We start from the raw sequence: 23,391 nt of genomic DNA, 5'->3' as shown, positions 1-23,391 counted from the left end.
AGGCAAGTTACCGTTAACCGTGTTCCCCCCTATTCTTCACCATACTCCACAATGATGCTGTACTCATTCGATCGGGATTCTCCTGCACGTTTTTGTCCATTCCATTCATACGTGTACATGACGGTCAGGGCCCCTTGCAGCGTACCTGTCTGTTCTGAAGATAACTGCGCTACATAAGAGATGTTCCTTTCCGTTCCCGGCTCAATTTCCCCCACATGCAGAACCCTTGGCGTGGAATATTCCGGAATGCTCCATTGGATCTGGCCCGCAGCTTGCCCAAGCCATTTAGCCCCCTCAGGTAAAATGCCCCCCAATTGTACGCGTGCTGGCAGATTGCCCGTATTCACCACACGCACCTCGAACGTGACTGTGCCTCCCTGCTCAACGAGTGTAGGCGCCACTTGAACATAAGCCTGGATTATCGGCGTTTTCAACTCGACGACAGCTTCATTGGATGTAATCATCCGCTGCACTGACCGTGAATCCGGCAAGCGAAATGTATACATCAGGCTGGCATGATTCACATATCTGTATTGATCAGGGATCAGTTCACCACGTTCTGCAAGTTTGCCCTCGAACTGAATATTCAGAACAGATCTGGCAGTCAACGTCCCCAGATTAAGCCCTTTGGCCAGATTGGTTCCGGGACGTTTAACCCCATTCCAGCCCAGACTGCCTTCGACAAATGTCATACCTGATGGCAATACATCCATCAGGGTGCCATCCACCGCATAGCTGCTTGCATTGGAGACGGTAATATTATATCGGACGGTATCCCCCCATGTGGCCGTTACCGGGAGTACACTTTTGACCACAGAGATCTGGGGCTGTATCACTTCCAAGGTAACTTCATTGGAGTAGACCGTTTCCTGCTGACCTGCCGAGATATACGTTAGTACAGCTACGCTTGATATTCCGTTCGTATCGCTTCTCCCCACGACCTGAACACGGTATTGTATCCGAACGGAAGTTCCAGGCTCAATCTCCCCAAGCTCTATTCCGGTATCAGGCGTGACTTGAGGCGCGAACATTTCATTCACAATCACACTGGCAGGAATAAAAACAACACCTTGAGGCAAAGCAATCGTTACCTGAGCACCCGTAGCTATAATAAAACCCGGATTACTCACGATGACGGTGTACATAACAATGTCTCCTGAGAAAGTCTGGCCCCGCTCGGCTTGAAGGCTGACCTCAAGGCGGGACGAGACCATACTCACCTCCACCGTGTTGGATCTCTCCACACCTCTGACCGTCCTGCCCTCGGATGTCCCAAACTCATAGTTAACCTGAGCTTGATTGAGCAGCTTGAAGCCAGTGGGTATCCGCAACACCACGACTTGAAAATGATATCTCAGCGTTGCTCCCGGCGCGATCTCTGCTGGAGGCAGCCCATGCTCCGGTGAAGCACCGGGTAGTGGAATTCCATCACGTAATACACTATTGGGAAGAAGAGATGTTTCGGCAGATAAAGAATCCACGACATGAACAGTAGCTGTACAATTGCCTGTGTTAACAATCTCGATCAGGTAGGTCAGGGACTGCCCGAGTGTAGCCACAGCTACATTACATTGCTTTTTCACTTCCAGCCTGGGCCCGACCCATGGAGTAATGACTGTATTGGAATACGCCACCTGTTCCAGTTCAGTCGTACCCGAGCTGAATCGAACCAACGACTGATTCTGAAGCCAGTGGGACAACGGACCGGAATTGGGACTCATAACACAACGACCTCTACTCGGAATGTAACGGTCACGGAAGCACCGGCAGCAATGGAACCGAGCGTTATTCCTGTATTCGGATTACCGTTAGGTCTTGCCACGCCATCCACAGTTACACTTCCGGTTACAAATACCGTGCCTACCGGCACAGGGTCAACCATGACAACATTATTTACCACTTCAATGCCGCTATTGGTTACGACAACCGTATAGGTGATTACATCGCCAACCACAGCATCAATGGCACTTGTGCTTTTGACAACAACAACATTAGGTGCAGATACAGGGATCACCAGCACGTTGGAAGATACGGTTCCAGTCAACAGACGGCCATCTGGCGGACTATAGGTATAGTTAGCAGTGGCCTGATTGATCAGCTGCTGGTTCTGTGGCAACGAATCCACCGTAACTTCAAGCGTAACCGTCACGTTCACCGATCCCCCAGGCGGTATCGTACCAACCACAATCCCTGATTCCGGGTTGGCTCCGGGTTGTGGAACACCATTGATCAGAACACTGTTGGGGAGCAGTACGGCGCCATCCGGTATATTGTCCGTTAAGGTCAAGTTGGCTCCGAGATTTCCACTGTTGTTAATGGTAAAGGAATAAATGATGGTATCACCGATCGTTGCATTGGAGGTGCTGGCTGTTTTCGTTAATGCCAGTATCGGCTGATAGATCGGTGTGATAACTGTATTGGAATAGGCCGCTCCCGAGAAAACGCCAGACGTGAAGCTTACGGAAGACTGACTGCTCACTTGAGGTGGCGTTGGGAGTGAATTGACCCGAACCGCGTACGAAACGGCTACAGATGCTCCCGGTGCCAGCGTACCAAGAGCAATACCGAGCGCCGGATTAGCTAAGGCACGCGGGACGCCGTCCACCAGAACACTGCCTGTAACAAATGTCGTGGCTGGGCTAATCGGATCGGTGATCACAATGTTGTTGACAGGGTCAATTCCGTTATTGCTCACAACCATCTCATATACGATCGTATCCCCTACCACAGCATCAATGACTGGAGTAGTCTTCACTACGCTGACATTTGGAGCAGATACTTGAATGTTGAGTGCGTTCGACGTAATGCTGCCTCCCAATGTTCTTCCATCAGGCAATGTGTAGGAAAAGGTAGCTGAAGCCTGATTGGTTATGGACTGGCTCAGAGGCAGCGTAACAATCACAACGGAGAACAGAACCGTAGTTGTTGTGGATACAACCCCCAGTGGGATACCTGAAGCCGGATCAGCACCAGGTGCTGAAGCGCCATTAATAATGACACTATTCGGTACAAGCTCTGTTCCAGCCGGGATGGTATCCGTCAATGTGACAGATGCTCCGTAGTTCCCGGTATTGGTAATAGCAATGCTGTAGACCACCGTATCTCCCACAGTTGCAATGGCCTGATCACCTGTTTTGACTGCTGCCAGAATGGGTTGGTACACCGGTGTTGTAATGGTATTGGAGAATGTGGTAGCAGAGAATGCACCGGATGTGAAACTCACGGTTGACTGGTTGTTCAAGACTGCACTTGCCGGAAGAGATGTGATCCGCACACTAAACACAACCGTGACGGTCACGCCTGGTGCAATGGAACCAAGCGTTATTCCAGTTGAGGGGTTAGCACCTGGGCGAAGAACACCATCAACATACACACTGCCTGCGGTAAGAATTGTACTTGCCGGCACCGCATCTGTGAAAATCACACTGCTAACACTCGCAATTCCATTATTGGTTACGGCGATGCTGTAGGTTACGATGTCCCCGACAGAAACAGCAGTTGATGTCGTGGATTTGACTACATCCACATCCGGTGCTGAAACCGAAATGGTAAGCACGTTGGACAATACGGTCCCTGTAATATTCCGCCCGTCTGGCAATGTAAAGGATAACGCAACCAAAGCCTGATTCACGAGCTGCTGGGGGGTTGGTAACGTATCAATAACTACGGAAAACGTAATCGTGGTTGTTGCCCCGGCAGCCACATTGCCTGCGGGAATGCCCGTTGCCGGACTTGCAGCTGGTAACGGTTGACCGTTCACAATGACACTGTTCGGAACAAGAATGGTACCCGCTGGCAAGTTATCCGTCAGATTGATTTGGGCTCCATAGTTCCCCTGATTACTCACGTTTATCGTATAGCTAACGGTGTCCCCGACAGTGGCATTTTGTGTGCTTGCTGTCTTTTGAGCTGTAAGAATCGGTTGGTACACCGGAGTGACCACTGTATTGGAAAACGTCGTGCTTGAGAACGCTCCAGAGGTAAAACTGACTGTGGAACGGTTGCTCAACTGCCCCCCCGGTGGAATTTCATTGACCCTTACACTGAATGTCACGGTCACGGATGCTCCAGGTCCCAATGTAGCAAGTGATATCCCCCCTGCCGGATTGGAACCGGGTTGGGCCACCCCATTCACGGTAACACTGCCTGTGTTGAAAGTGGCTCCGGCAGGAATCGGATCGGAAAATTGAATATTGCTTACCGGCGCAATACCGCTGTTCGTAATCAGAATGGAATAACTGACTGTATCACCCACGGCAGCAGCAGTTGATGAAGTGCTTTTGACAACAGCAACGTTGGGAGAAGAAACGGGAAATGTCAGTGTATTTGAAGTGGCTGTTCCTGTTAACGTCCTTCCATCAGGAGGTGTAAATGTAAAGGATGACGTTGCAAAATTGCTGAGCTGCTGAGGCGATGGAAGTGAATTCACAACCACCGCAAACGTGACGACAGCTGTCGCTCCCGCTGCTACAATACCGACCGGAATACCTGCTGCTGGTGTTGCTCCCGGCTGTGGCACGCCGGATACCACCACGCTGTTCGGCACAATCGTGGTTGCAGCCGGAATGGTATCGGTCACCGTTACATTGGCCTCCAAGTTACCAGCATTACTGACAGTCACGGTATATACCACCGTATCACCTACGGTTGCATTAGCTGTATTCGCCGTTTTGACAAGTGAAATCTGTGGCTGTATGACCGGAGTCTGTGTGGTATTGGACGATGATGACCCCGAAAATGAACCGGATGTGAAGCTGACCGTCGACTGATTGTTAATCTGCGAAGGGATCGGCATAGTTATCCTCACCTCAAAAGTTACGGTTACCTCAGCCCCTGGGGCCAATGTACCGATTGGAATGCCGGCGGTCGGATTGGAGAGCGGGAATGACGTCCCGTTCACAATGACACTTCCGGGTATAAATGGGGTGTTCGAAGGAAGCGGGTTCGCGTACACCACGTTGCTCACTGCTACTGTTCCGTTGTTACGAATGACTGAAGTGTATCGAACGACATCTCCAGATACGGCGTAATCTAGGTTATCACTGTTTACAATACTTACATTCGGCAGGGATACGGGAATGGTGATTGTATTTGATGAAACAAAACCTGAAATATTCCTTCCGCTCGGAAGAGCGTAGCTATAGGATGCAATAGCCTGATTAATCAGCTGTCTTGCATCTGGCAGGCTGGTGACCGTTGCAAGGAAAGTGACTGTCGCGGTTGCGCCCGCGGCGAGTGCTCCCAGACTGATTCCAGAGTTTGGGCTGACACCAGGTACAGGCGAGCCATTAATGATGACACTGTTGGTATTGAATATGGCTCCGGCAGGAACCGGATCTGTTAACGTAACCGTCGCTGCAATATTGCCCGTATTCGTAATCTGGATGGTGTAATTAAAGGTATCTCCCACGGTCAGACTCGTTGTACTGGCCGATTTCACCACTTGAATGACAGGTTGAAAAATCGGCGTATTCACTGTGACCGATGAGGAAACACCATTAAAACTGCCTGACGTAAAAGCTGTACTTGCACGGTTGCTGACCGAACCTGTAGCAGGAATGGAGGTCACTCTTGTCTGGTAGGTCACGGTTACACTGCTGGAGCTGTTCAACGTCCCCAGAGCAATACCCGAAACCGGGCTTGCATTTCTTGCCGCGGCACCATTATTGGTGACACTCCCGGATACAAACTCTGAACCAGCAGAAGGCGTATCTGAGAGAACTAGGTTCTGAACTGCCCCGCTGCCAGAATTGGTGGTTACAACCGTATAGGTGAGCACATCCCCTACAGTGGCGTCTGCTGTATTAACTGTTTTGGCAATGGATATGTTGGGAGCTGAAGCGGGTATGCGAACGATATTGGAAAGGCTACTTCCTGACAGATTACGTCCACTCGGGAGCTGGTACGTGTAGTTTCCTGTTCCCTGATTCTCCAATGTTGGCGGGGATGGGAGCGTCGTCAGTGACGTGCGAAATACCACCGTGGCACTCCCTCCAGGCAGGAGGCTCCCCAGCGTGATTCCGGTTAAAGGACTGACACCTGGACGTGCTGTACCATTCACCGTTACCGAATCGGGAATGAACGTGAGACCTGCCGGGATCGTATCGGTCACGTTCACCTGTGCTGCAATATTCCCGCTATTCGTCACGAGCAGTGTATACGCAAGCTGATCTCCCAATGTGGCATTAGTCTGATTCGCCGACTTATTGATTGTAATCACAGGCTGGTATACAGGTGTTGTGATGGAGTTTGAGTTGGAGATCCCTGTAAACGTGCCTGAACTATAAGATACGACCGCTCGATTGACGAACGAACCGGTACCCGGCAAAGACTGCACATTAACCTGAAATGTCACGGTTGCGGAGCTTCCTGCCGTCAATGTACCTAGGGCTATGCCACTGGCTGGATTAGCTGCTGGTACACTGACACCCCTGACAACCACACTTCCGGGCACAAAATTAAGACCCGCCGGAAGACTATCCGTTAGGACGACATTGCTAATGGTTTGTATGCCACCATTCGTCGTGACCACCGAATAGGTAAAGGTTTCTCCAACTGCAACGTCTGTTACCGTTGCATTTTTGACAACAGTTACATTCGGCAAGGTTACCGGAATCGTCAGTGTGTTGGACACCACCGTACCCGTTATGGTCCGTCCGTCAGCGGAAATGAATGAATACGGAGCTGTAGCCTGATCCACCAACGTAGGCGGTGTTGGCAGGTTCGTGACCAGGACTTGAAAGGTTATAGTCGTTGTGCTTCCTGCTGCAAGACTGCCCAAATTAACCCCTGTAACCGGATTGGCTCCTGCAACAACTGTTCCGTTTACGCGAAAACTTCCGGCAACATAAGTGCTGCCACTTGGAATATTATCGGATATCGTAACGTTGGCTGAGACGTTTCCTCCATTAACGACTTGAAGTGTATAACTTACCTGATCTCCGACCGTAGCGTTTGTTGTATTTGCCGATTTCACAATGGACAGGTTAGGTGAATACACAGGAAGTGTAGAACTATTCGACGGAATGACTCCTGTAATGACTGCACCACCTGCAACGCTTTGAAAGGTAAATGCTGCATTTGCCGAATTGACGAGTTGAAGGATGCTGGTATCATTCACGATCAGGGCCCGATAGGTCACGACAATACTAGTACTTAAATTTAATGAACCCAGTGGTATGCCTGCGGTCACATCCAGTGTTGGACGGGACACCCCTCCCACCGTGACACTGCCTGGAATGAAGGTCAGACCCGGTGGCAACGTATCGGACAATACCACACTGGCAGCACTGGCTGTACCCCCATTACTAATCGTTGCCGTGTACAGGACGCTGTCTCCCGCGACCGCTCCAGTCGCCACAGAAGCCTTGGCCACTGTAATCCTGGGTGCATTGATATCAACTTGTATCGCATTCGCGTTCACAATGTACGCGTCACCTGAAGTGGTTAGCGTCAGTACTGCCGAGGATTGATTGTTAATGAGTCTTGCAGACACATCCACATTGGTAATATCCCAACCTTGACGACCGCCAACAATGTTTGAGCCTGGAGCTCCATTGGTCTGATTTCGTGTGCCAAACGTGCCTGTTGTGTTAAGTGCTCCCGTATCCCCATTGATTTGGGAGGCAAAAAAGTTTGCTGCCAGATTGTTCGGTCCCGATAAGGCCACTGATGTCGCCGAAGTGGGTCCAAATAACGCCTGATCTCCTGTCCGATTCGCGTCACCCTCCTGGGCACTGAACAGCGCTCTACCTCCAAGTGCACCGGAGAGGGGGGTTGCGAATCCTGTCAATGTTGTTACTACCGGTGGTGAAGTAGATTGCACCAGTACGCCGCCTGCACGCAAAGACATGTTGCGAAAAGGGAGATTGGGATTCTGATAAATAACCCCAAGTGTCCACCCTGCATGATTGGCCGTGGAATCACCCGGAATAACAATAGTCCCTACCACTGCTCCGGTGATATATGTACCTGCTCCCCCGCCTTGTACAAGTGTAGTCACATTGGCGGAACGTACATAGCCAGCACCACCGCCCCCCAGATCAAATTGATTGTAGGTCGCCGGGTCGGGTGTAACACTGAATGAACCTGCAGGGGTGATGAACGTTACCGGATTGTTGATCGCCGCGCTCAGATTGACAGTTCCATTGATATAACTTCCGCCCCAGATTAATTCCGCATACAGAATCGTGCTCCCTGCAGGAAGCACAAGACTCGCGGCGGAACTATTGCTCTGGTACAAACTTGTAGTTCCCAGCGGATACGTTCCGAAACGCACGTCTGCGTTAGTCGTCGTGAACGCCCCGATGCTGTCCTGTGTACCAGGCACCCCTACCGTATCGGAACGGCTCAGACCCAGCGTATTGCCCGTAAACGTAATTGCCCCCGTAGCGTTGACGGTTGAACGAACGACAAGAGGAATGGAAGTCACCTCCCCTTCAGCAAGAATTACAATCCTATGAAACGGAGCCTATTATTAGTCTATGACGCTCCCTCCGAAATTTGTATGTCCCTTTTCGGAAAGTTACTGTTCTCTCTGTAATATAATGTAAGCTTACTTCTCATGCTTTGAATTTAATGATTTGCGTTTTGTTCATTGTGATTTATAATCATCATATACGAGAGAATTCTGTCGTACCATTATGATGCAGTCAGCGGTGATATATGAAGAGTTTCCATACGCACAATAGCCACATTCCAACAGAATACGAGTTCAAGCATTCCAAATGGATCAAAAAAATGCTCCATGCCTACTGGATTGTCATTATGGCACATCTCGCCATTCAGATTGGCTGTTTCCTGTTTCTGGAATATGATCGCGCACCTGCAGATTTCTTGATGAATGTCCTGTTCTGGCCTACAGCCATCAGCAGTTCTTGCATTTTGATTGCAAGTTGGGTTGATCGACGCTTCAGTTCATATTCCTTTTACACCATGTCTATAGCCAGCACGGTTATCGCCTGGACGATTATTCATGTCAATTATGACATTCGGATTATATTAGCGATCTGTCTGTTACCTATCTTCGCTTCGGTTCTGTTCTTCAGTAAAAAGAGAGTCTGGATAGTCTTTCTGATGCAGATGATGGGTTATCTTCTGGTTCTGTTCGATCCAGATTACCGATCGTACCTGTCTTCATTTGACATGGTATCCATTCCGGCTTTTCTAATCCTTGGTACATATGTAGCACAGGTTATCGTAACCAGCGGAGTCGAAGTGCTGGACGATCTTCAGGCAAGCATGCTTGCCAAGCAGGACCTTATTGTGCGAAACGCCATTATGACCAAACAGTCCAAAACAGACGGTTTAACCAACCTCTACAACCAAAGCTCATTCAAGGACTATTATGAAAAAGCAATTGAGTACGCCAACAGTGGTATGAGTATGCATCTGGCTCTGATCGATATTGATGATTTCAAATCCATTAATGACACATATGGTCATCGGGTTGGAGACATCATTCTGGAGAAAGTGTCACTGATCATTCAGGAGACGATTACCTCAAGTGATATTGCAGCACGCTACGGTGGCGAAGAGTTCGCCTTATTGATGTTTGAGCAGTCTTTCGAGCAAGCCTACGCCCTGGTGGAACAGATTCGTCAGAAGATTGCCCTGATGGGCCATTTGGAACTTGAAGGAGCTTCCATTACGGTGAGTATCGGTCTCAAAAGCTACAGTCCCAATCTGAGCAAAGACAAATTGTTCGAGGAAGTGGATGCCTGTCTGTATCTCGCCAAACGAACAGGTAAAAATAAAACCGTAACGTCACTTGATCTGACTTCGTCCTTCGTTGCAAAAACATAATAAAAAAAGTTGTGCTGTACACCGGAATTACGGTGTACAACACAACTTTTTTTTTTACAATCATCGAGCTGATCTTTTTACCAACATCGACATCTTAATTCTATGTCTTCATTCCGCCCATTCCCAGCGATGACGATTTTGCTCCAACCTGGGATGCAGATCTCCAGACGATCCGTCAATGATGAGGCGCAGCTCTTTAATCCAATCCTTGAAGGAATCAAATGAAGCAAACATATTGGCCATCTCTACCGTCAAATAAAGAAAGTGAGGGGCCGGGTATTCTGCAGTGATATGACGCAGCGCGCTATCCACAGGCGTATATTTTTTTCTCTTACCCTCCAGTCCTTCCACACGTATACGTGCGGTTGGATGTTCCCGCCGCCAATCATGCAGGCGATCTTCCCTTTTGTAATAGGCTTGTATCGTATCCTTGCTCATTCGCTTAAACGTGCTCTCGTGTAAAGGATACAGCACAAGCTGTACGAATGAACGGGAATCCGCCGTTGCAGCGGCACGTTCGAGTTGCTCATCGGTTACAAGTTCAAACGAGTCATAAAAAGTCAGTGTGCCTTTGCGGCTGGCCGCAGGCGGCTCATAACCATAAGGTACCGATGTATATTGTCCAGACATTTCACCCCTCCTTGTCTATCCACAGATTCGTACAAAGGTGATTGGGAACGCTCAGCTAATGCTATTATACGCTAACTCCCCTGCTTCAAATCGGAATAAAATGTCATTCTATTCTTACCTGCACGTTTGGATTCATATAAAGCTTCGTCCGCCATACGGATAATCTCACTTGGGTTGTTGCTGTTTGTCGGATATTCGGCACCTCCGATGCTACAACCAATCCGAATTCGCTCGTATTCAATAATAAACGGCTTGTTCAGACTTTGAATGATGGCTTCTGCATAAGCGCTGGCTTCTTCCCTCGGTTGATTTCCAACAGACCGAAGTACAATCAGGAATTCATCTCCTCCCAACCTTACCGTTATACCCTTCTCCTGACCAAGAGCAGACAGACGCTGGGCGACCTTCTGCAGCAATACATCTCCAGTCTGATGCCCAAGTGTATCGTTGACACGTTTGAATCCATCCAGATCCAGATAGAGGAACGTCAGGGTGTGATTTTCACTTTCGGTCTCCAGTGACTCTTCCAGGTACGCTTCCAGGGCAGTACGATTCGGCAGACTGGTCAACTGATCAAAATGTGCCAGATTCTGCATCACGACCAGTTCTGAGTCTTTATTTGTAAGAGATGTCAGCATATCCCGAAGTGATCGGGACAATACTTCGATCTCCTTAATTCCTTTGTTCTCCGGAATCTCCAGCTCGTCTCCTACCCGCAGTCGGTTGGCTACTCTGGTAAGACGTACAATTGGAGCAGAGATCAGACGCGAGACGAACCAGCCAATAAGTGCAAATAGCATGGTAACGGCAAGTCCTGCCCACACATTAAACCACATCAGGTCAAACACAGAAGCAAACGCAGTGGATTTCACTTGACGAATAACTACGGTCCATCCTAATCCGGGATAATCCAGGTGACCCTGACTGTAAGCAAACCCTGTCACATAGTCATTTCCATCAGGCCATTCTTCAATGGACCAACTGCTTTTGTTAAGCTGGGCCTCTGCAATGCCGGGTAATACCAGCGGTTTACCGATCCATTCCTTTGGTCCTAACAGCACGGTATGTTCCTTTTTGCTCACGATAAAGAACTCAATGTCCTTTTCCTCCCGTTTCAATGGGGCGAGCACCGATTCCTCCACTTCCTTCGCCCAGGCCCAGCTTAAATGTGCAGCAAGCACACCTTGGATATGACCTTTGCTATCCTTCAGCGGGAAACTGATATCAACAAATTGCAACGGCTCTCCCGTTGGATTCGGAAGCAGCTTGGCAAGAAGTACTGCATTATGCACATCTCCAATAAACTTACCCTTGATTCCCTCCTGATACACAGGTCGCTCCGATAAATTTTCCCCAAGCAAGATGCCATCTGTTGCAGCTAACACTTTTCCCTTCGGGTCCATGAATCCAACCCATGAGAATGAGGGAAAGCTATCTTGTAGCTGATCCAGCAACATCTGGATCTCTGCTGGTTTGAATCCGTCTTCCAGTGCAGCCATGCGGCCCAGCAGATCCAATTCACCCGCGCGAGCGGACATAAACCGATCCAGCTTGTCCGAAGCCTGAGATGCCGTGCCTGTAAGCGAGTGACCAATCTCAGTCTCTACAGCAACAAATGACTTTTGGCTAAATATAGACCCAATCGTCAGGGTAACCAGCAAGGATAACACAGCGAAGATGACGGTAAGCACGGTTCTGATTTTGAATGACATTATTTCCTCCATTACACGGTGAAACCATCTTGCTTCTCAACATAACTATGCTGCAAAGGGTACACGGGATGTCACCTAATCGTTTTCCTATTTATCGGATCTTTTGTGTTTTTTCATTATACATGCCCATACAATATTATACTGAAATCTTCACCGTGTTTCTTCCATTCAAAGAATAGACACGATTCTGTATATACATACTTGGGTTATGAATATAGAGAGCAAGCATATCCTTTGAGGATCATGCGCCTGTATGTCACAGAGAGAGTAGTCGAAATACTAAACATTGGGGGTGTAATGTTGAGCCTGCTTCATGTTGCTGTTATTCTGCCTTTTGCGGTTGGCATTCTTCTTGCCACGCTGCATCGTTTCTTCCGTAAATTACATTTGGGATGGCCGGTTCTCCTTGTCCCGGCACTATTATTTGTATACTTTGCGAGCCTCATACCCGCTGTGTCCCAGCGCAACACCGTATCCGGAAATATCCCATGGATTCCTTCACTGGACATAGGATTTAACTTATATCTGGACGGTCTAAGCCTGATGCTGACACTGCTAATCACCGGAATCGGTGTGCTCGTTGTTCTCTACTCCATCTTCTACATGGATATGAAAGAAGCGCTGAACCGCTTCTACCTGTATCTGTTGATGTTCATGGGAGCCATGTTGGGCGTGGTGCTGTCTGATAATATGATCGTGCTCTACGGATTCTGGGAATTGACCAGTATTACGTCATTCCTGTTGATTGCATTTCATTACAAACGTAAAGCCTCGACTTCAGGAGCACAAAAATCATTCCTGATTACGGTATTTGGCGGTTTCGCCATGCTTACCGGATTCATGATGATGTATCTGATTACTGGAACGTTCAGTATTCGTGCAACCATTGCAGGGTTGGGGCAGTTTCAGGAAAGCGCACTATTTCTGCCAGCTCTTGTCTTGATCCTGATTGGAGCTTTCACCAAGTCAGCCCAATTCCCGTTCCATATCTGGTTGCCGGATGCCATGGAAGCTCCTACACCAGTGAGTGCCTATCTGCACTCAGCCACGATGGTTAAGGCCGGACTGTACGTTGTGGCCAGATTCACACCGATCTTCGGTGGACAGGGACTTTGGTTCTGGCTGGTCACCGGCGTTGGTCTTCTGACTCTGTGTTATGGATCATTCCTGGCGGTGAAAAAAAACGATCTCAAAGCGATTCTCGCCTATTCGACCATCTCTCAACTTGGTCTGATCATGTCCCTGTTCGGGGTTGGATCTGCTGCTCTCTACTTCGGGTATGGCGAGTCCTCTGCGATGTACACCGTGGCGATAACCGCTGCGCTGCTTCACCTGTTTAATCATGCGACCTTCAAGGCCGCTCTGTTCATGGTCGTAGGCATTGTCGATCATGAGACGGGTACACGTGACATTCGGAAGCTCGGTGGACTTGCATCATTCATGCCAATCACTTTCACCGTAGCACTGATCGGCTCACTTGCCATGGCGGGTATTCCGCCGTTCAACGGATTCCTGAGCAAGGAGCTATTCTTCCAGGCGATGGTCGAAGTCACGCATCTGCGAATCTTTGGACTTGGGTCCTGGAGTGTTCTACTGCCGGTATTCGCTTGGCTTGCAAGTGTGTTTACCTTGATCTATGCGCTTATTATCGTGTTCAAAACATTCCTCGGTCGTAGCCAAAGCGATATTCCTGCCGAGAAGCTGCACGAAGCGCCCGCCGGTATGCTCATTCCGCCCGTTGTTCTAGGTATTCTTGTCATCATCTTCGGACTCTTTCCGAACCTGCTGGCCGGAACACTGATCGAACCGGCAATGGCCGCTGTGCTTCCTTCCCTATTGAATGGGAACGAACGCTTCGATGTACATTTCTCTCTGTGGCATGGATGGACTCCGGAACTGATTATGACGATCGGAGTCGTGATTCTCGGAATCACTCTCTACAAGCTGTTGCCACGATGGAGGAATATTTATGAGCATTATCCACAAGGATTAACGATTAACAATATGTACCATGTCGTTCTGGATAATCTTCAGCATTATGCACGCAAATGGACGGAAGCCTACATGAATGGCTCGGTTCGTAGTTATCTCGTTTATATTTTCTCATTCACAGTCGCTTTACTGGTCTATGCCTTCTTCCGTTCAGGTGAAAATATTACCTGGAATCTGCAGGGCAATGCGCCCTTCTCATTCTATGAAGTCGTCCTGCTAGTCACCCTAATTGGTGCCGCGGTTTCGATTCCATTTGCCAAGAACAGACTGTCGGCAGTCATTATGACCGGAGCAGTTGGTTATCTCGTAACCCTGCTGTTCGTACTCTTCCGGGCACCGGATCTGGCACTTACACAGATGATTGTTGAGACGGTATCTGTTGCACTGTTCCTGCTATGCTTCTATCATCTGCCTGAACTGCAACGTGGCAAATCAAGCCGCAGATATCTCACGGTGAATATGATCGTGGCGATTGCAGTCGGAGTCGTGATGACTTTTGTTGCATTAGCTGCAAGCGGAACAGCATCCCTTGAGAGCATTTCTACCTTTTTCCTTCAGGAAGCGTATGACTCGGCCGGTGGTAAAAATGTCGTGAACGTATTACTGGTCGATTTCCGTGGCTTCGATACGTTATTGGAAATCATGGTACTTGGTGTTGCTTCACTGTCCATCTATTCCATGATTAATCTTAACCTCGAAGCGAAGGATCTCGGAGCGCGATTGAAGTTCCGCAAAAAGGAGGAAAATCAGGATTCCGAGTCTGATCTGGATGATGAAACGGACAATACGAAAAAGTATGGTAACCGGGAACGCAGCTCATCCTCATGGGATACTGTACCGTTACAGAGTAATGATGTATTGCTGCAAACGACCACTAAGGTTGTTGTGTTCATCATATTGACGTTTGCCATGCACCTGTTCTTCGCAGGACACCATAATCCGGGCGGAGGCTTCATCGGCGGCTTGGTCACAGCGGCTGCACTTGTCTTGATTGCTCTGGCATTCAGTACAGATACGATACGCAAAGCGTTGCCCGTTGACTTCCGTATTCTAACAGGAATCGGCTTGGGTATAGCCCTACTTACGGGCGCGGGTTCATTTATATTCGGAGTCCCGTTCCTCAGCCAAACCTTCGGTTATTTCGAACTTCCTTTACTGGGAGAGACAGAACTTGCCACGGCCATGCTGTTCGATCTTGGCGTGTATCTCGCTGTCCTGGGTGTCACCATGACCATCATTCTACAGATCGGGGAGGATCGCTGATATGGAAATATTGATGTGTGTAGCCGTTGGCATTCTGTTTGCGGTTGCCGTCTTTTTAATCTTGTCGCGGAGCCTGCTCCGAATCGTACTTGGTATGTCCATACTAACCCATGGCGTGCATCTGCTGTTGATCACCATGTCACGTCTCAAAACCGGGTCACCACCACTGCTTGGGGAGATGGCTGAACGCTATGTCGATCCACTTCCACAGGCACTGATATTAACATCCATTGTTATTAATTTCGGGCTCACTGCGTTCTTCTTCGTTCTCTCCTATCGCTCCTATCTGAAGCTGAGAACAGACGATATGGAAGAAGTAAGGGGGCGTCCATATGAATAATCTCGTCGTCTTGCCGATTCTGTTGCCATTGATTACAGGTGTTCTGGCCCTTCTGTTTTTCCGGAAAACGAACATCCAGCGAATCATTAGTGTCATCGGACTTTTGTTCACCGCAGCGGTCTCCACGATACTCATTACTCGTGTGGCTCAAACTGGAGTTCTAACGCTTAATATGGGTGGATGGGCACCTCCTTATGGGATTGTGCTTGTCGCGGACATGGTATCGGCGCTACTTGTCGTCGCCGCTTCCATCATCGCACTGGCGTGTCTGCTGTATGCATTCCGCAGTGTGAACAAGGAGCGGGAAGAGCATCACTTCTATCCGTTCTTTCATTTCCTGATCGCCGGAGTTAACGGTTCATTCCTAACCGGAGATTTATTCAATTTGTTTGTCAGCTTTGAACTGATGCTCATCTCTTCTTATGCACTGATCGTATTGGGAGGTACCGAAAGACAACTGCGGGAAACGATCAAATATGTCTTGATTAACATCGTTTCTTCAGCACTGTTTGTCGCTTCCATCGGCTTCCTCTACTCGATTACTGGCACACTGAACATGGCGGACTTGTCCGTCAAAATTGCTGAAGTGGGACAGAGCGGGGTCGTTACCCTGATTGCCGTACTCTTCCTGATCGTATTTAGCATCAAGGCCGGACTGTTCCTGTTCTTCTGGTTGTCAGGCTCTTATGCGGCGCCACCTGCTGTCGTCACTGCGTTGTTCGCAGGATTGCTCACCAAGGTTGGCCTGTACGCGATTGTGCGAACATTCACACTGATCTTCTATCATGATCCGGACTTCTTCCATGCACTGATCGGATGGATGGCAGGTGCCACGATGGTTCTTGGTGTCATCGGTGCGATCTCGTATCGCGATGTAAACAAGATTCTCATCTACAATGTGGTCGCAGGCGTAGGATTTGTCGCTTTCGGTATGGCATCGGCCAGTCGTCCAGCACTGGAAGGTCTGCTCTTCTATATGCTTCATGATATGTTGATCAAAACATTGCTCTTCCTGCTCGGCGGTGCCTTGATCGCTGTTGCGGGAACTTCAAAGCTCGACAACATGGGCGGACTTATTCATCGCTATCCGTTGCTCGGCTGGATGTTCTTCATCAGCGCACTTGCCTTGGCAGGGTTGCCTCCATTCAGTGGTTTTCCGGGTAAGTTACTTCTCTTCGAAGGTGGCTTACAGGCTGGCTTGTATGGTCTAACTGGTATAGCGGTGCTCTCCAGCTTGTTGATGTTATATTCGGTACTGCGCATCTTCATACAAGCGTTCTGGGGCGAACCGCCTGCCGGGGTTACAAGACGCCCTTACGCGGTGAACGGCCTGCTGATTCCTGCCGGAATTCTGTTTGTATTCATCATCGTAATGGGTGTGGGGGCTGAAGGCATGTTCCAGTTGACCTCCCGCGCAGGCGATATTCTACTGCATCCCAATATTTATATTGATGCCGTATTGAAGGAGTAGATGTCTATGGCCTTTCAGATTGTACTGAATCTTATCATTGCCTTTGTATGGATGTTTCTGAACAATGCCTGGAATGGTGTTGGTTTTCTCATAGGTTACCTGCTCGGACTGCTTCTCATCGGGGGGATGCGCCGATTCTTCCCCCAGCGCTTCTATATTGTACGGGTCTGGGCCATCATCAAACTGATTAATCTGTTGTTCAAGGAATTGGTGCGCGCCAGCATTGAGGTTATACGCCAGATTATTAAGCCCAAGCTCGACATACGTCCGGGTATTTTCACATATAAGACTGAATTGTCCTCGGATTGGGAGGTTACCTTGCTCTGTCTACTCATCTCATTGACACCAGGTTCCCTGCCGCTTGAAATCTCGGGTAATCAACGCAAACTGTTTATCCACGCACTGGATATCAAGGATGAACAGAAACTGAGAGATGATATCCAAAACACATTTGAAAAAGCAATTATGGAGGTGACGCGTTAATGTTATCCTCACTGTTGTTCATCTCATTGCTCATTCTCTCCTTAGCCATTCTGGGTTGCTTGTACAGGGTGCTTCGGGGACCTTCCATGGCTGACCGGATCACGGCACTGGATACCATCGGGATCAATGTGATTGCCATCGTCGCCGTTCTGTCGATGATGCTGAAAACCCAGGCCTATCTGGATATCATCTTGCTGATTGGTATTCTGGCTTTTCTAAGTACGGTGGCATTTGCACGTTATATTGAACGGGGGGCGGTATTCAAAAATGATGGAGATCGTTAAAGTAGCCGCTGAAACAGCTATAGGTCTACTCGTGCTGCTTGGTGCATTACTTAGTGCACTCAGTGCGTTCGGACTTATTCGACTGCCTGACGTATATCTGCGAGCCCATGCCGCAACCAAAAGTATGACGCTTGGTGTGTTCTGTGTACTAAGCGCTGCGTTTTTCTTCTTTTGGTACTTCGACAACTATATTAGCGCCCGCTTGTTGCTGGGTATCCTGTTCGTATTCATTACGGCTCCGGTCGCCGGACATCTGAACGGAAGGGCCGCCTACCGCACAGATGTACCGCTGTGGGAGCAGAGCGTTCAAGATGAACTGGAACCCTTGTTAAAAGGGAAAAAGGTAAACCATGAAGCCAAGGACATGATGGAGTGATCCTAAGCCTGGGCATAACGAATACCCCCGAGGATCAGCCGCCGGTTTGGCGGGTTGTTCCCGGGGGTATTTTTTTATTTTTTTATACATGGATCATACCAATCTCTGATCATGCAGACCGATTAGATAGCATCGTCAGAATCCATTCAGTCCCTGTCTTCTCAGATCCTCGGCCACAATGCGAGCTAGCTCGGCAGCACCTTGACGATTCGGATGCAGACTATCCCCTGTCATATACAGAGCGAGAGTTGCCGAAGGACCGATTGTCGTGAAATAGGCAGAACTCAACTTATTCAGTTCAACAAGGGTAACCCCCTCTTCCTGAGCGAGTGCACGTGTGGATGGATTGTACCAGCGGTTCTCTGCTTGATGCACATTGGCTGTATTAAAATCTGTTGCCCGGCCCTGAGGCGTAGAGAGAATAACCGTTGCTCCTTTGTTCTTCGCCTGACGTACCATATCCCGCATAATCTCCTTGAACTGCGCCTCCGTTGTATTGTTCTTGGCATTAGTATCGTTAATTCAGAATTGCAAAATAAAATAATCTCCCGGTTTGATATACTTCAGAATCGCTTCCATCTGACCATCATCGCGGAAACCTCTCGCAAATTGACCACTTGACGCCATATTGCGAACCTGGAAGGTGGCATTGTTCACATAGGACGGAAACAGCTGTCCCCAGCCTCCCTGTACACTGCTACCCAGCGGATAATAATTGCAGACAGTTGAGTCACCACCAATGTAGATCGTGCGGTTGGTTACCGTCTGATTGGATAATTTCCGAATTTCGAGTGCACTAAGCGTGAAGGCGGTGCCTGTCTTTCCTTCCGTAACCAGCAGGTTTAATTGCCCGTCAGTCACCGGAATTTGAAATTGGTCCGTCGCCCCGTTGCCCGTCATATTAATGATCTGATATACACCTTCTGCAGCCACACTCGCTCTGGCTGTATTGCCCAGAACCACTTTGACCTCATAGAGGCCATTGGACAGATCCACATTGAAGGTATTGGTGCTCTTTGTACCAAACGTCAAAAACTGTACGGCGTCACTCATCACTCCGCTTCCGGAGGCAGACACATTTCGCATATTGGCAGGTGTGTTGAATCCATATCCTTTTGTCGTAGTATAGCCATCTCCTGCGGACACACCTGTGTAACCGCTCTCAACAGAACCTGAGCCAAAATCAAATCTGTAATTGTCCGCTGCTGCCTCGGCGACTTGCCCTCCACTGCTTCCCAGACTTACGCCGATTGTACTTGCAAACAGAACAAGACAGAATAGAAGCTTTACCGCTGTTGACCATTTCATCACTGAATTCTCCTCTCGAATACACTACGAAGACAGAATAACCTTCCAATCGCTGTTATCCCCAGATTTTTCGATTCCCTTTTCTCAAGGGAAAATCCGGTGATAGCGTATGCTTTCGAAGTAGCTTTCTTGCAGAAAGCTTGTAGCTTCGCTTTTTCAGGTTTTTTCTATCTTCTCCGTCATCGTGTAAATGATTAGTTCAACTTATATAGATGGTAATAAGCCTCAGCTTCAAAGAACTTGATCAAGCCAGTCATAGGCTTTCGCTCCGCTAATCTCATGTCCACCTGTAAAGAAATCCGCATTCAGCGATTCGTGTGCTCCCGCCTGCTCATATATGTGTGTCAAACGGGCATACGCCTCTCTCGCTGCATGGATAGGGAACACCTGATCATCACTTCCAGCTTCAATAAAAAGTGGCCTAGGCACAATCAGGCCGATGAGATCCGGCAACTCCGCTTCACGCAGGATACCTGGCACATAGTTGTCCAGACAGTGGTTCCGATCCAGTATGCTGCCCTGGAATGTACTTGCATAACCACTTACGACAGCTGCACGGAACCGTTCATCCAGCGCGGCTGTAAATGCGGTCACCAGACCCCCACCCGAGATACCCATGCTTCCAATTCGCTCCGAATCCACTTCAGGTCGTGTCGATACATAATCCAGTACACGCGTTGTTTCGTATACCCTATGCCCGGCAAGGGTCTTCCCCACCATAAGCAGATACGCAGCGATCTTCGTACAGGAACTTGCCCCTGGTGGCGCATCGCGGTCCTCTTCCAGTCTTCGATCACCAAATCCGAGCAGCTCTGGAGCAGCAACCACATATCCCCGCTTCACAAGTGCAACTGCGAAATCCTTGTGTAATCCAGGCTCCCCTGTCCGCGGTGACCCATCCGGTTCCATGCCAGATATCTCTCGGCTGCCATACCCATGCCCGTGACACGCTACGATCGCAGGTCTCTTCACATCGGTAACGCTTACATCATTTGGAATCAACATGTACACAGGCATGCGAAGTCCTGCATAGGTCGTGATCTCTACCCGCTCGCGGATATAACCGTCACATGTAATGCGCTCCAGTAATACTGGATTGAGTGCTGCTGGCATCGTTGGAAAACCGCCCAGTCGTTCTTTCACACGTGTACGTAACTGACTGCGCCATAACTCCATAGGTTGATCTGCTTGATACGCGGAACGACCACGAAGATTCGTTTGCTGTTGCAGATAGGCTTCTATATCCGACATTGCCCTGTGTCCCTCCTGTTTTTCGTAGGATAACGTAGATGAAAGACCGTCATAAGGAATTGATCCCATCCATTATAGGACTTTAACTCGTCCAAGAATTGAACATGTTTGCCTGTTTTGATTGGAATCACATGATTTCCATCCAAAAAAAGGATATTCCTGGCCTGCTTTTGGGCTTCGGAAATATCCTTCATTTGATCTGACCCGGCAACCACCAGTTCCACCGGCCCATCAACTTCATCAGTGCTGGTATCAGTATTAGACGGATCAGAGTAACGTCAATCAATACCGCGGCGGTTATCCCAATCCCTAACTGTCTAACCCCTGCAACTTCTGCAAAAGCAAACGGTACGGTCACCGCCAGCAGAATGGCCGCCGCGGAGGTAACCAGACGCCCCGTTGAAGCCAATCCCTGCTGGACGGCCACATCACTGTCTCCGGTTTGTCTATAGACTTCCTGAATCCGGCTGAGCATAAACACACCATAATCCATGGATATGCCAAACACCAATCCTGCAATAAATACCGGAATCATAATGGCAATGGCTGAAGGCTCCATCCCCAGATGGCCCTCATTAAACACCCACACCAATATGCCAAATGAAGCGGCTAAACTGAGCAGATTCATCACAATCGCCTTGATTGGAATGAGCAGCGATCGGAATGCTGCCAGTAGCACAAGATAGTTGGTGACTACTACAAATACCAGCACTTTGGGCAGTTGACTTGTAACTTCCTGCATAATTTCATGTTGTTTCGCAGCTTCACCACCATAACGTAGTTTTATGTCGTTGAAACCCAGGGCATGATCGCTCTTCCTCATTCGTTCCAGCCAGTCTGCGACCTGTTCCGAACCGGGCTCCCCACGCACGGTGGCTACCAATCGAATCGAATGATCAGAAACCGTTGAACGCAGCCATGCCGTCCTTGTAGACTCCTTGCCTTCTATGGAAGAAGGGAGCGATGACGGTGGAATTTGAAAATGGTTTTGGCTTTGCACATTAGTTTGATCAGGCTGCAACAGACCCCATGGTGAAATAATGCTCAATACGCCCGAGTCCTGCAGAAGTTGATGTGCTTTGTTGTGGGCCATCTGCCAGTGCGAAGCAGTCAACAGCTCCTGCTGTCCGCCAATCACCATCTCGATGGTGGAGGTATCCTTTTGTCCCAAATCATGCTTAAACTGCTCTGCTGCTTGGCGGGACTCCATTCTCTCTGGCAGTGAAGAGGCATCCGGGATAGACAATTCCAGCCGGGTCACTGGATAGACACAGAGGAGCAGCACAAACGTACCTCCGATGGCCATTCTGACTGGTCGTTTCATGACCATCGCTGACCATCTATGCCAGACCGAACGTCTTGGTAACGAATGGACTGAATTTCGCCTGAAGACACGATCCGCAGACAGTGATAGTAGGGCTGGCAACAGCGTTATATTTAACAGTAGAGATAAGAGCAGAACGATGATGGCCCCCAAGGATACACTCAGAAACATCGGAAGCCTGATCCAGAGCAGACCCAACAGTCCAAGGAGCACGCAAGCTGCCGAGAACAACACTGCTCTGCCTGCTGTTCGCAATGTTCGCTGAAGAATCTCGCTCCGCAGAGCCTCACTATGCATAACCATAGGGCTGCCCTGATCCTTAGTTTCGTCTTCATCTTTATAGACACGCTGAAGTTCTTCCCTGTACCTGCTCAGGATGATCAGGGCAAAGTCTATACTAAGTGCCATGCCCACCATGGGAATTACGTTAATGATAAAGTTGGACAGTTCCAGATGATAACCAAGGAGAGACGTGACCCCCATAGCCGTAATCACAGCACTAATCCCCATCATGACGGCAATCCATGCAGCATATAGCCCCCTGAATGCGAAGCACAGAACGATCAGGGCAATCGGAATTCCCACTATCTCTGCTCGTTCCAGGTCACGAAAGCTCAGGTGATTCACATCCTGCTGCACGACCGCCTTTCCCGTCAATTGGACCGTACCTGGGCCGTCTGTTGCCAGCACGGCGCGCAGTTGCTTCAGTGGAGGACCCATCTGATGCGCGGGCACATCCATCTTCACAAGGGCATAAGCCCTATTCTCTTGCAGCATCATCCCTTCTCTAGCATCCAGAGGAGATGTGATAGAGGTTACTGCAGGCAGCGCTTGAACCTGTGTCAGACGATCCCTGATCCACTGCCGGAACACTAACGGTGAGGTATTTTCCTTTTTTTCAAAAACCAGAATCACCGGATCAGCAGGAGAACCGAATTCGTCCTCCAGAACAAGCTCAACCGCTTGCGCATCCCCGTGAACTTGTTTCAACCCATGATCCTGTACAATGTCAGGTAACTTCCACGCCCAGACCGCTGACATCCCGATGATAAACACCCAGCAGAGAATAATGAACCGCGGATATCGGCTGATGAGGACAGCAAGTCTGCGATAACCCATACCTTAGCTCCTCTGCGATCAGATTAGTCATTCG

At 49.1% G+C, this 23,391-nt stretch carries 13 protein-coding genes and 1 pseudogene; 7 read left to right on the top strand and 7 right to left on the bottom strand.

The features are described from left to right. Window positions 1-29: 29 nt before the first annotated feature. Window positions 30-1,721, bottom strand: coding sequence for a DUF11 domain-containing protein (locus PAHA3_RS06960; RefSeq protein WP_062834064.1), 1,692 nt, complete (start codon window positions 1,719-1,721; stop codon window positions 30-32). Continuing rightward, the gene (locus tag PAHA3_RS06955; RefSeq protein ID WP_062834063.1) at window positions 1,718-8,431 is read right to left on the bottom strand and encodes a DUF7507 domain-containing protein; all 6,714 of its coding nucleotides are present in this window, start codon (window positions 8,429-8,431) and stop codon (window positions 1,718-1,720) included. The genes PAHA3_RS06960 and PAHA3_RS06955 overlap by 4 nt, the downstream gene beginning before the upstream one ends. A 233-nt stretch (window positions 8,432-8,664) precedes the next feature. Here PAHA3_RS06955 and PAHA3_RS06950 point away from each other — a divergent pair, with 233 nt between their 5' ends. Next, on the top strand, window positions 8,665-9,804 hold the full coding sequence (locus PAHA3_RS06950; RefSeq protein WP_062834062.1) for a GGDEF domain-containing protein: 1,140 nt from the start codon (window positions 8,665-8,667) through the stop codon (window positions 9,802-9,804). A gap of 108 nt (window positions 9,805-9,912) precedes the next feature. Here PAHA3_RS06950 and PAHA3_RS06945 read toward each other — a convergent pair whose 3' ends face one another. Beyond that, window positions 9,913-10,434: a hypothetical protein gene (locus PAHA3_RS06945; RefSeq protein ID WP_062834061.1), complete on the bottom strand. Its 522-nt coding sequence runs from the start codon at window positions 10,432-10,434 to the stop codon at window positions 9,913-9,915. A gap of 71 nt (window positions 10,435-10,505) precedes the next feature. Then, window positions 10,506-12,146, bottom strand: a complete 1,641-nt coding sequence (locus tag PAHA3_RS06940) for a sensor domain-containing diguanylate cyclase (RefSeq protein ID WP_062834060.1) — start codon at window positions 12,144-12,146, stop codon at window positions 10,506-10,508. Between the two features lie 300 nt (window positions 12,147-12,446). On the opposite strand from PAHA3_RS06940, the gene PAHA3_RS06935 reads away from it, so the two are divergent. From PAHA3_RS06935 to mnhG, 6 genes are read left to right on the top strand one after another with little or no spacing between them, the layout of a single operon-like run. After that, a complete protein-coding gene (locus PAHA3_RS06935) occupies window positions 12,447-15,401 on the top strand; it encodes a Na+/H+ antiporter subunit A (RefSeq protein WP_062836001.1) in 2,955 nt (984 codons plus the stop codon). 1 nt (window position 15,402) lies between these two features. Further along, window positions 15,403-15,741, top strand: a complete 339-nt coding sequence (locus PAHA3_RS06930) for a Na(+)/H(+) antiporter subunit C (RefSeq protein ID WP_062834059.1) — start codon at window positions 15,403-15,405, stop codon at window positions 15,739-15,741. After that, the gene (locus PAHA3_RS06925) at window positions 15,734-17,212 is read left to right on the top strand and encodes a Na+/H+ antiporter subunit D (protein WP_062834058.1); all 1,479 of its coding nucleotides are present in this window, start codon (window positions 15,734-15,736) and stop codon (window positions 17,210-17,212) included. The genes PAHA3_RS06930 and PAHA3_RS06925 overlap by 8 nt, the downstream gene beginning before the upstream one ends. 6 nt (window positions 17,213-17,218) lie before the next feature. Beyond that, window positions 17,219-17,695, top strand: coding sequence for a Na+/H+ antiporter subunit E (locus PAHA3_RS06920; protein WP_062834057.1), 477 nt, complete (start codon window positions 17,219-17,221; stop codon window positions 17,693-17,695). Continuing rightward, complete coding sequence (locus tag PAHA3_RS06915) at window positions 17,695-17,979, top strand: Na(+)/H(+) antiporter subunit F1 (RefSeq protein ID WP_056692373.1); 285 nt, start codon at window positions 17,695-17,697, stop codon at window positions 17,977-17,979. Before PAHA3_RS06920 ends, PAHA3_RS06915 begins: the two co-directional genes overlap by 1 nt. After that, the gene (gene mnhG / locus PAHA3_RS06910; protein ID WP_062834056.1) at window positions 17,963-18,355 is read left to right on the top strand and encodes a monovalent cation/H(+) antiporter subunit G; all 393 of its coding nucleotides are present in this window, start codon (window positions 17,963-17,965) and stop codon (window positions 18,353-18,355) included. The genes PAHA3_RS06915 and mnhG overlap by 17 nt, the downstream gene beginning before the upstream one ends. A 135-nt stretch (window positions 18,356-18,490) precedes the next feature. On the opposite strand, the pseudogene PAHA3_RS06905 reads toward mnhG, so the two are convergent. The 3 genes and pseudogenes from PAHA3_RS06905 to PAHA3_RS06890 form a co-directional block, all read right to left on the bottom strand. Next, window positions 18,491-19,663 (bottom strand): annotated as a pseudogene (locus tag PAHA3_RS06905) (rhamnogalacturonan acetylesterase). A gap of 231 nt (window positions 19,664-19,894) precedes the next feature. Then, window positions 19,895-20,914, bottom strand: a complete 1,020-nt coding sequence (locus PAHA3_RS06900) for a dienelactone hydrolase family protein (RefSeq protein ID WP_062834055.1) — start codon at window positions 20,912-20,914, stop codon at window positions 19,895-19,897. 190 nt (window positions 20,915-21,104) lie between these two features. After that, complete coding sequence (locus PAHA3_RS06890) at window positions 21,105-23,357, bottom strand: MMPL family transporter (protein ID WP_062834053.1); 2,253 nt, start codon at window positions 23,355-23,357, stop codon at window positions 21,105-21,107. Between the last annotated feature and the right edge of the window lie 34 nt (window positions 23,358-23,391).

The sequence above is a fragment of the Paenibacillus amylolyticus genome (assembly GCF_001570725.1).
Lineage (GTDB): Bacteria > Bacillota > Bacilli > Paenibacillales > Paenibacillaceae > Paenibacillus > Paenibacillus amylolyticus_A.
The sequence above is the reverse complement of the archived record's forward strand: the minus strand, read 5'-3'. Positions and strand labels throughout refer to the sequence as shown.

Bases quoted from the DNA above. Each gene is read 5' to 3' on its own strand.
- PAHA3_RS06960 (WP_062834064.1), bottom strand. From the start codon at position 1,721: ATGAGTCCCAATTCCGGTCCGTTGTCCCACTGGCTTCAGAATCAGTCG.
- PAHA3_RS06950 (WP_062834062.1), top strand. From the start codon at position 8,665: ATGAAGAGTTTCCATACGCACAATAGCCACATTCCAACAGAATACGAG.
- PAHA3_RS06945 (WP_062834061.1), bottom strand. From the start codon at position 10,434: ATGTCTGGACAATATACATCGGTACCTTATGGTTATGAGCCGCCTGCG.
- PAHA3_RS06940 (WP_062834060.1), bottom strand. From the start codon at position 12,146: ATGTCATTCAAAATCAGAACCGTGCTTACCGTCATCTTCGCTGTGTTA.
- PAHA3_RS06930 (WP_062834059.1), top strand. From the start codon at position 15,403: ATGGAAATATTGATGTGTGTAGCCGTTGGCATTCTGTTTGCGGTTGCC.
- PAHA3_RS06925 (WP_062834058.1), top strand. From the start codon at position 15,734: ATGAATAATCTCGTCGTCTTGCCGATTCTGTTGCCATTGATTACAGGT.
- PAHA3_RS06920 (WP_062834057.1), top strand. From the start codon at position 17,219: ATGGCCTTTCAGATTGTACTGAATCTTATCATTGCCTTTGTATGGATG.
- PAHA3_RS06915 (WP_056692373.1), top strand. From the start codon at position 17,695: ATGTTATCCTCACTGTTGTTCATCTCATTGCTCATTCTCTCCTTAGCC.
- mnhG (WP_062834056.1), top strand. From the start codon at position 17,963: ATGATGGAGATCGTTAAAGTAGCCGCTGAAACAGCTATAGGTCTACTC.
- PAHA3_RS06900 (WP_062834055.1), bottom strand. From the start codon at position 20,914: ATGTCGGATATAGAAGCCTATCTGCAACAGCAAACGAATCTTCGTGGT.
- PAHA3_RS06890 (WP_062834053.1), bottom strand. From the start codon at position 23,357: ATGGGTTATCGCAGACTTGCTGTCCTCATCAGCCGATATCCGCGGTTC.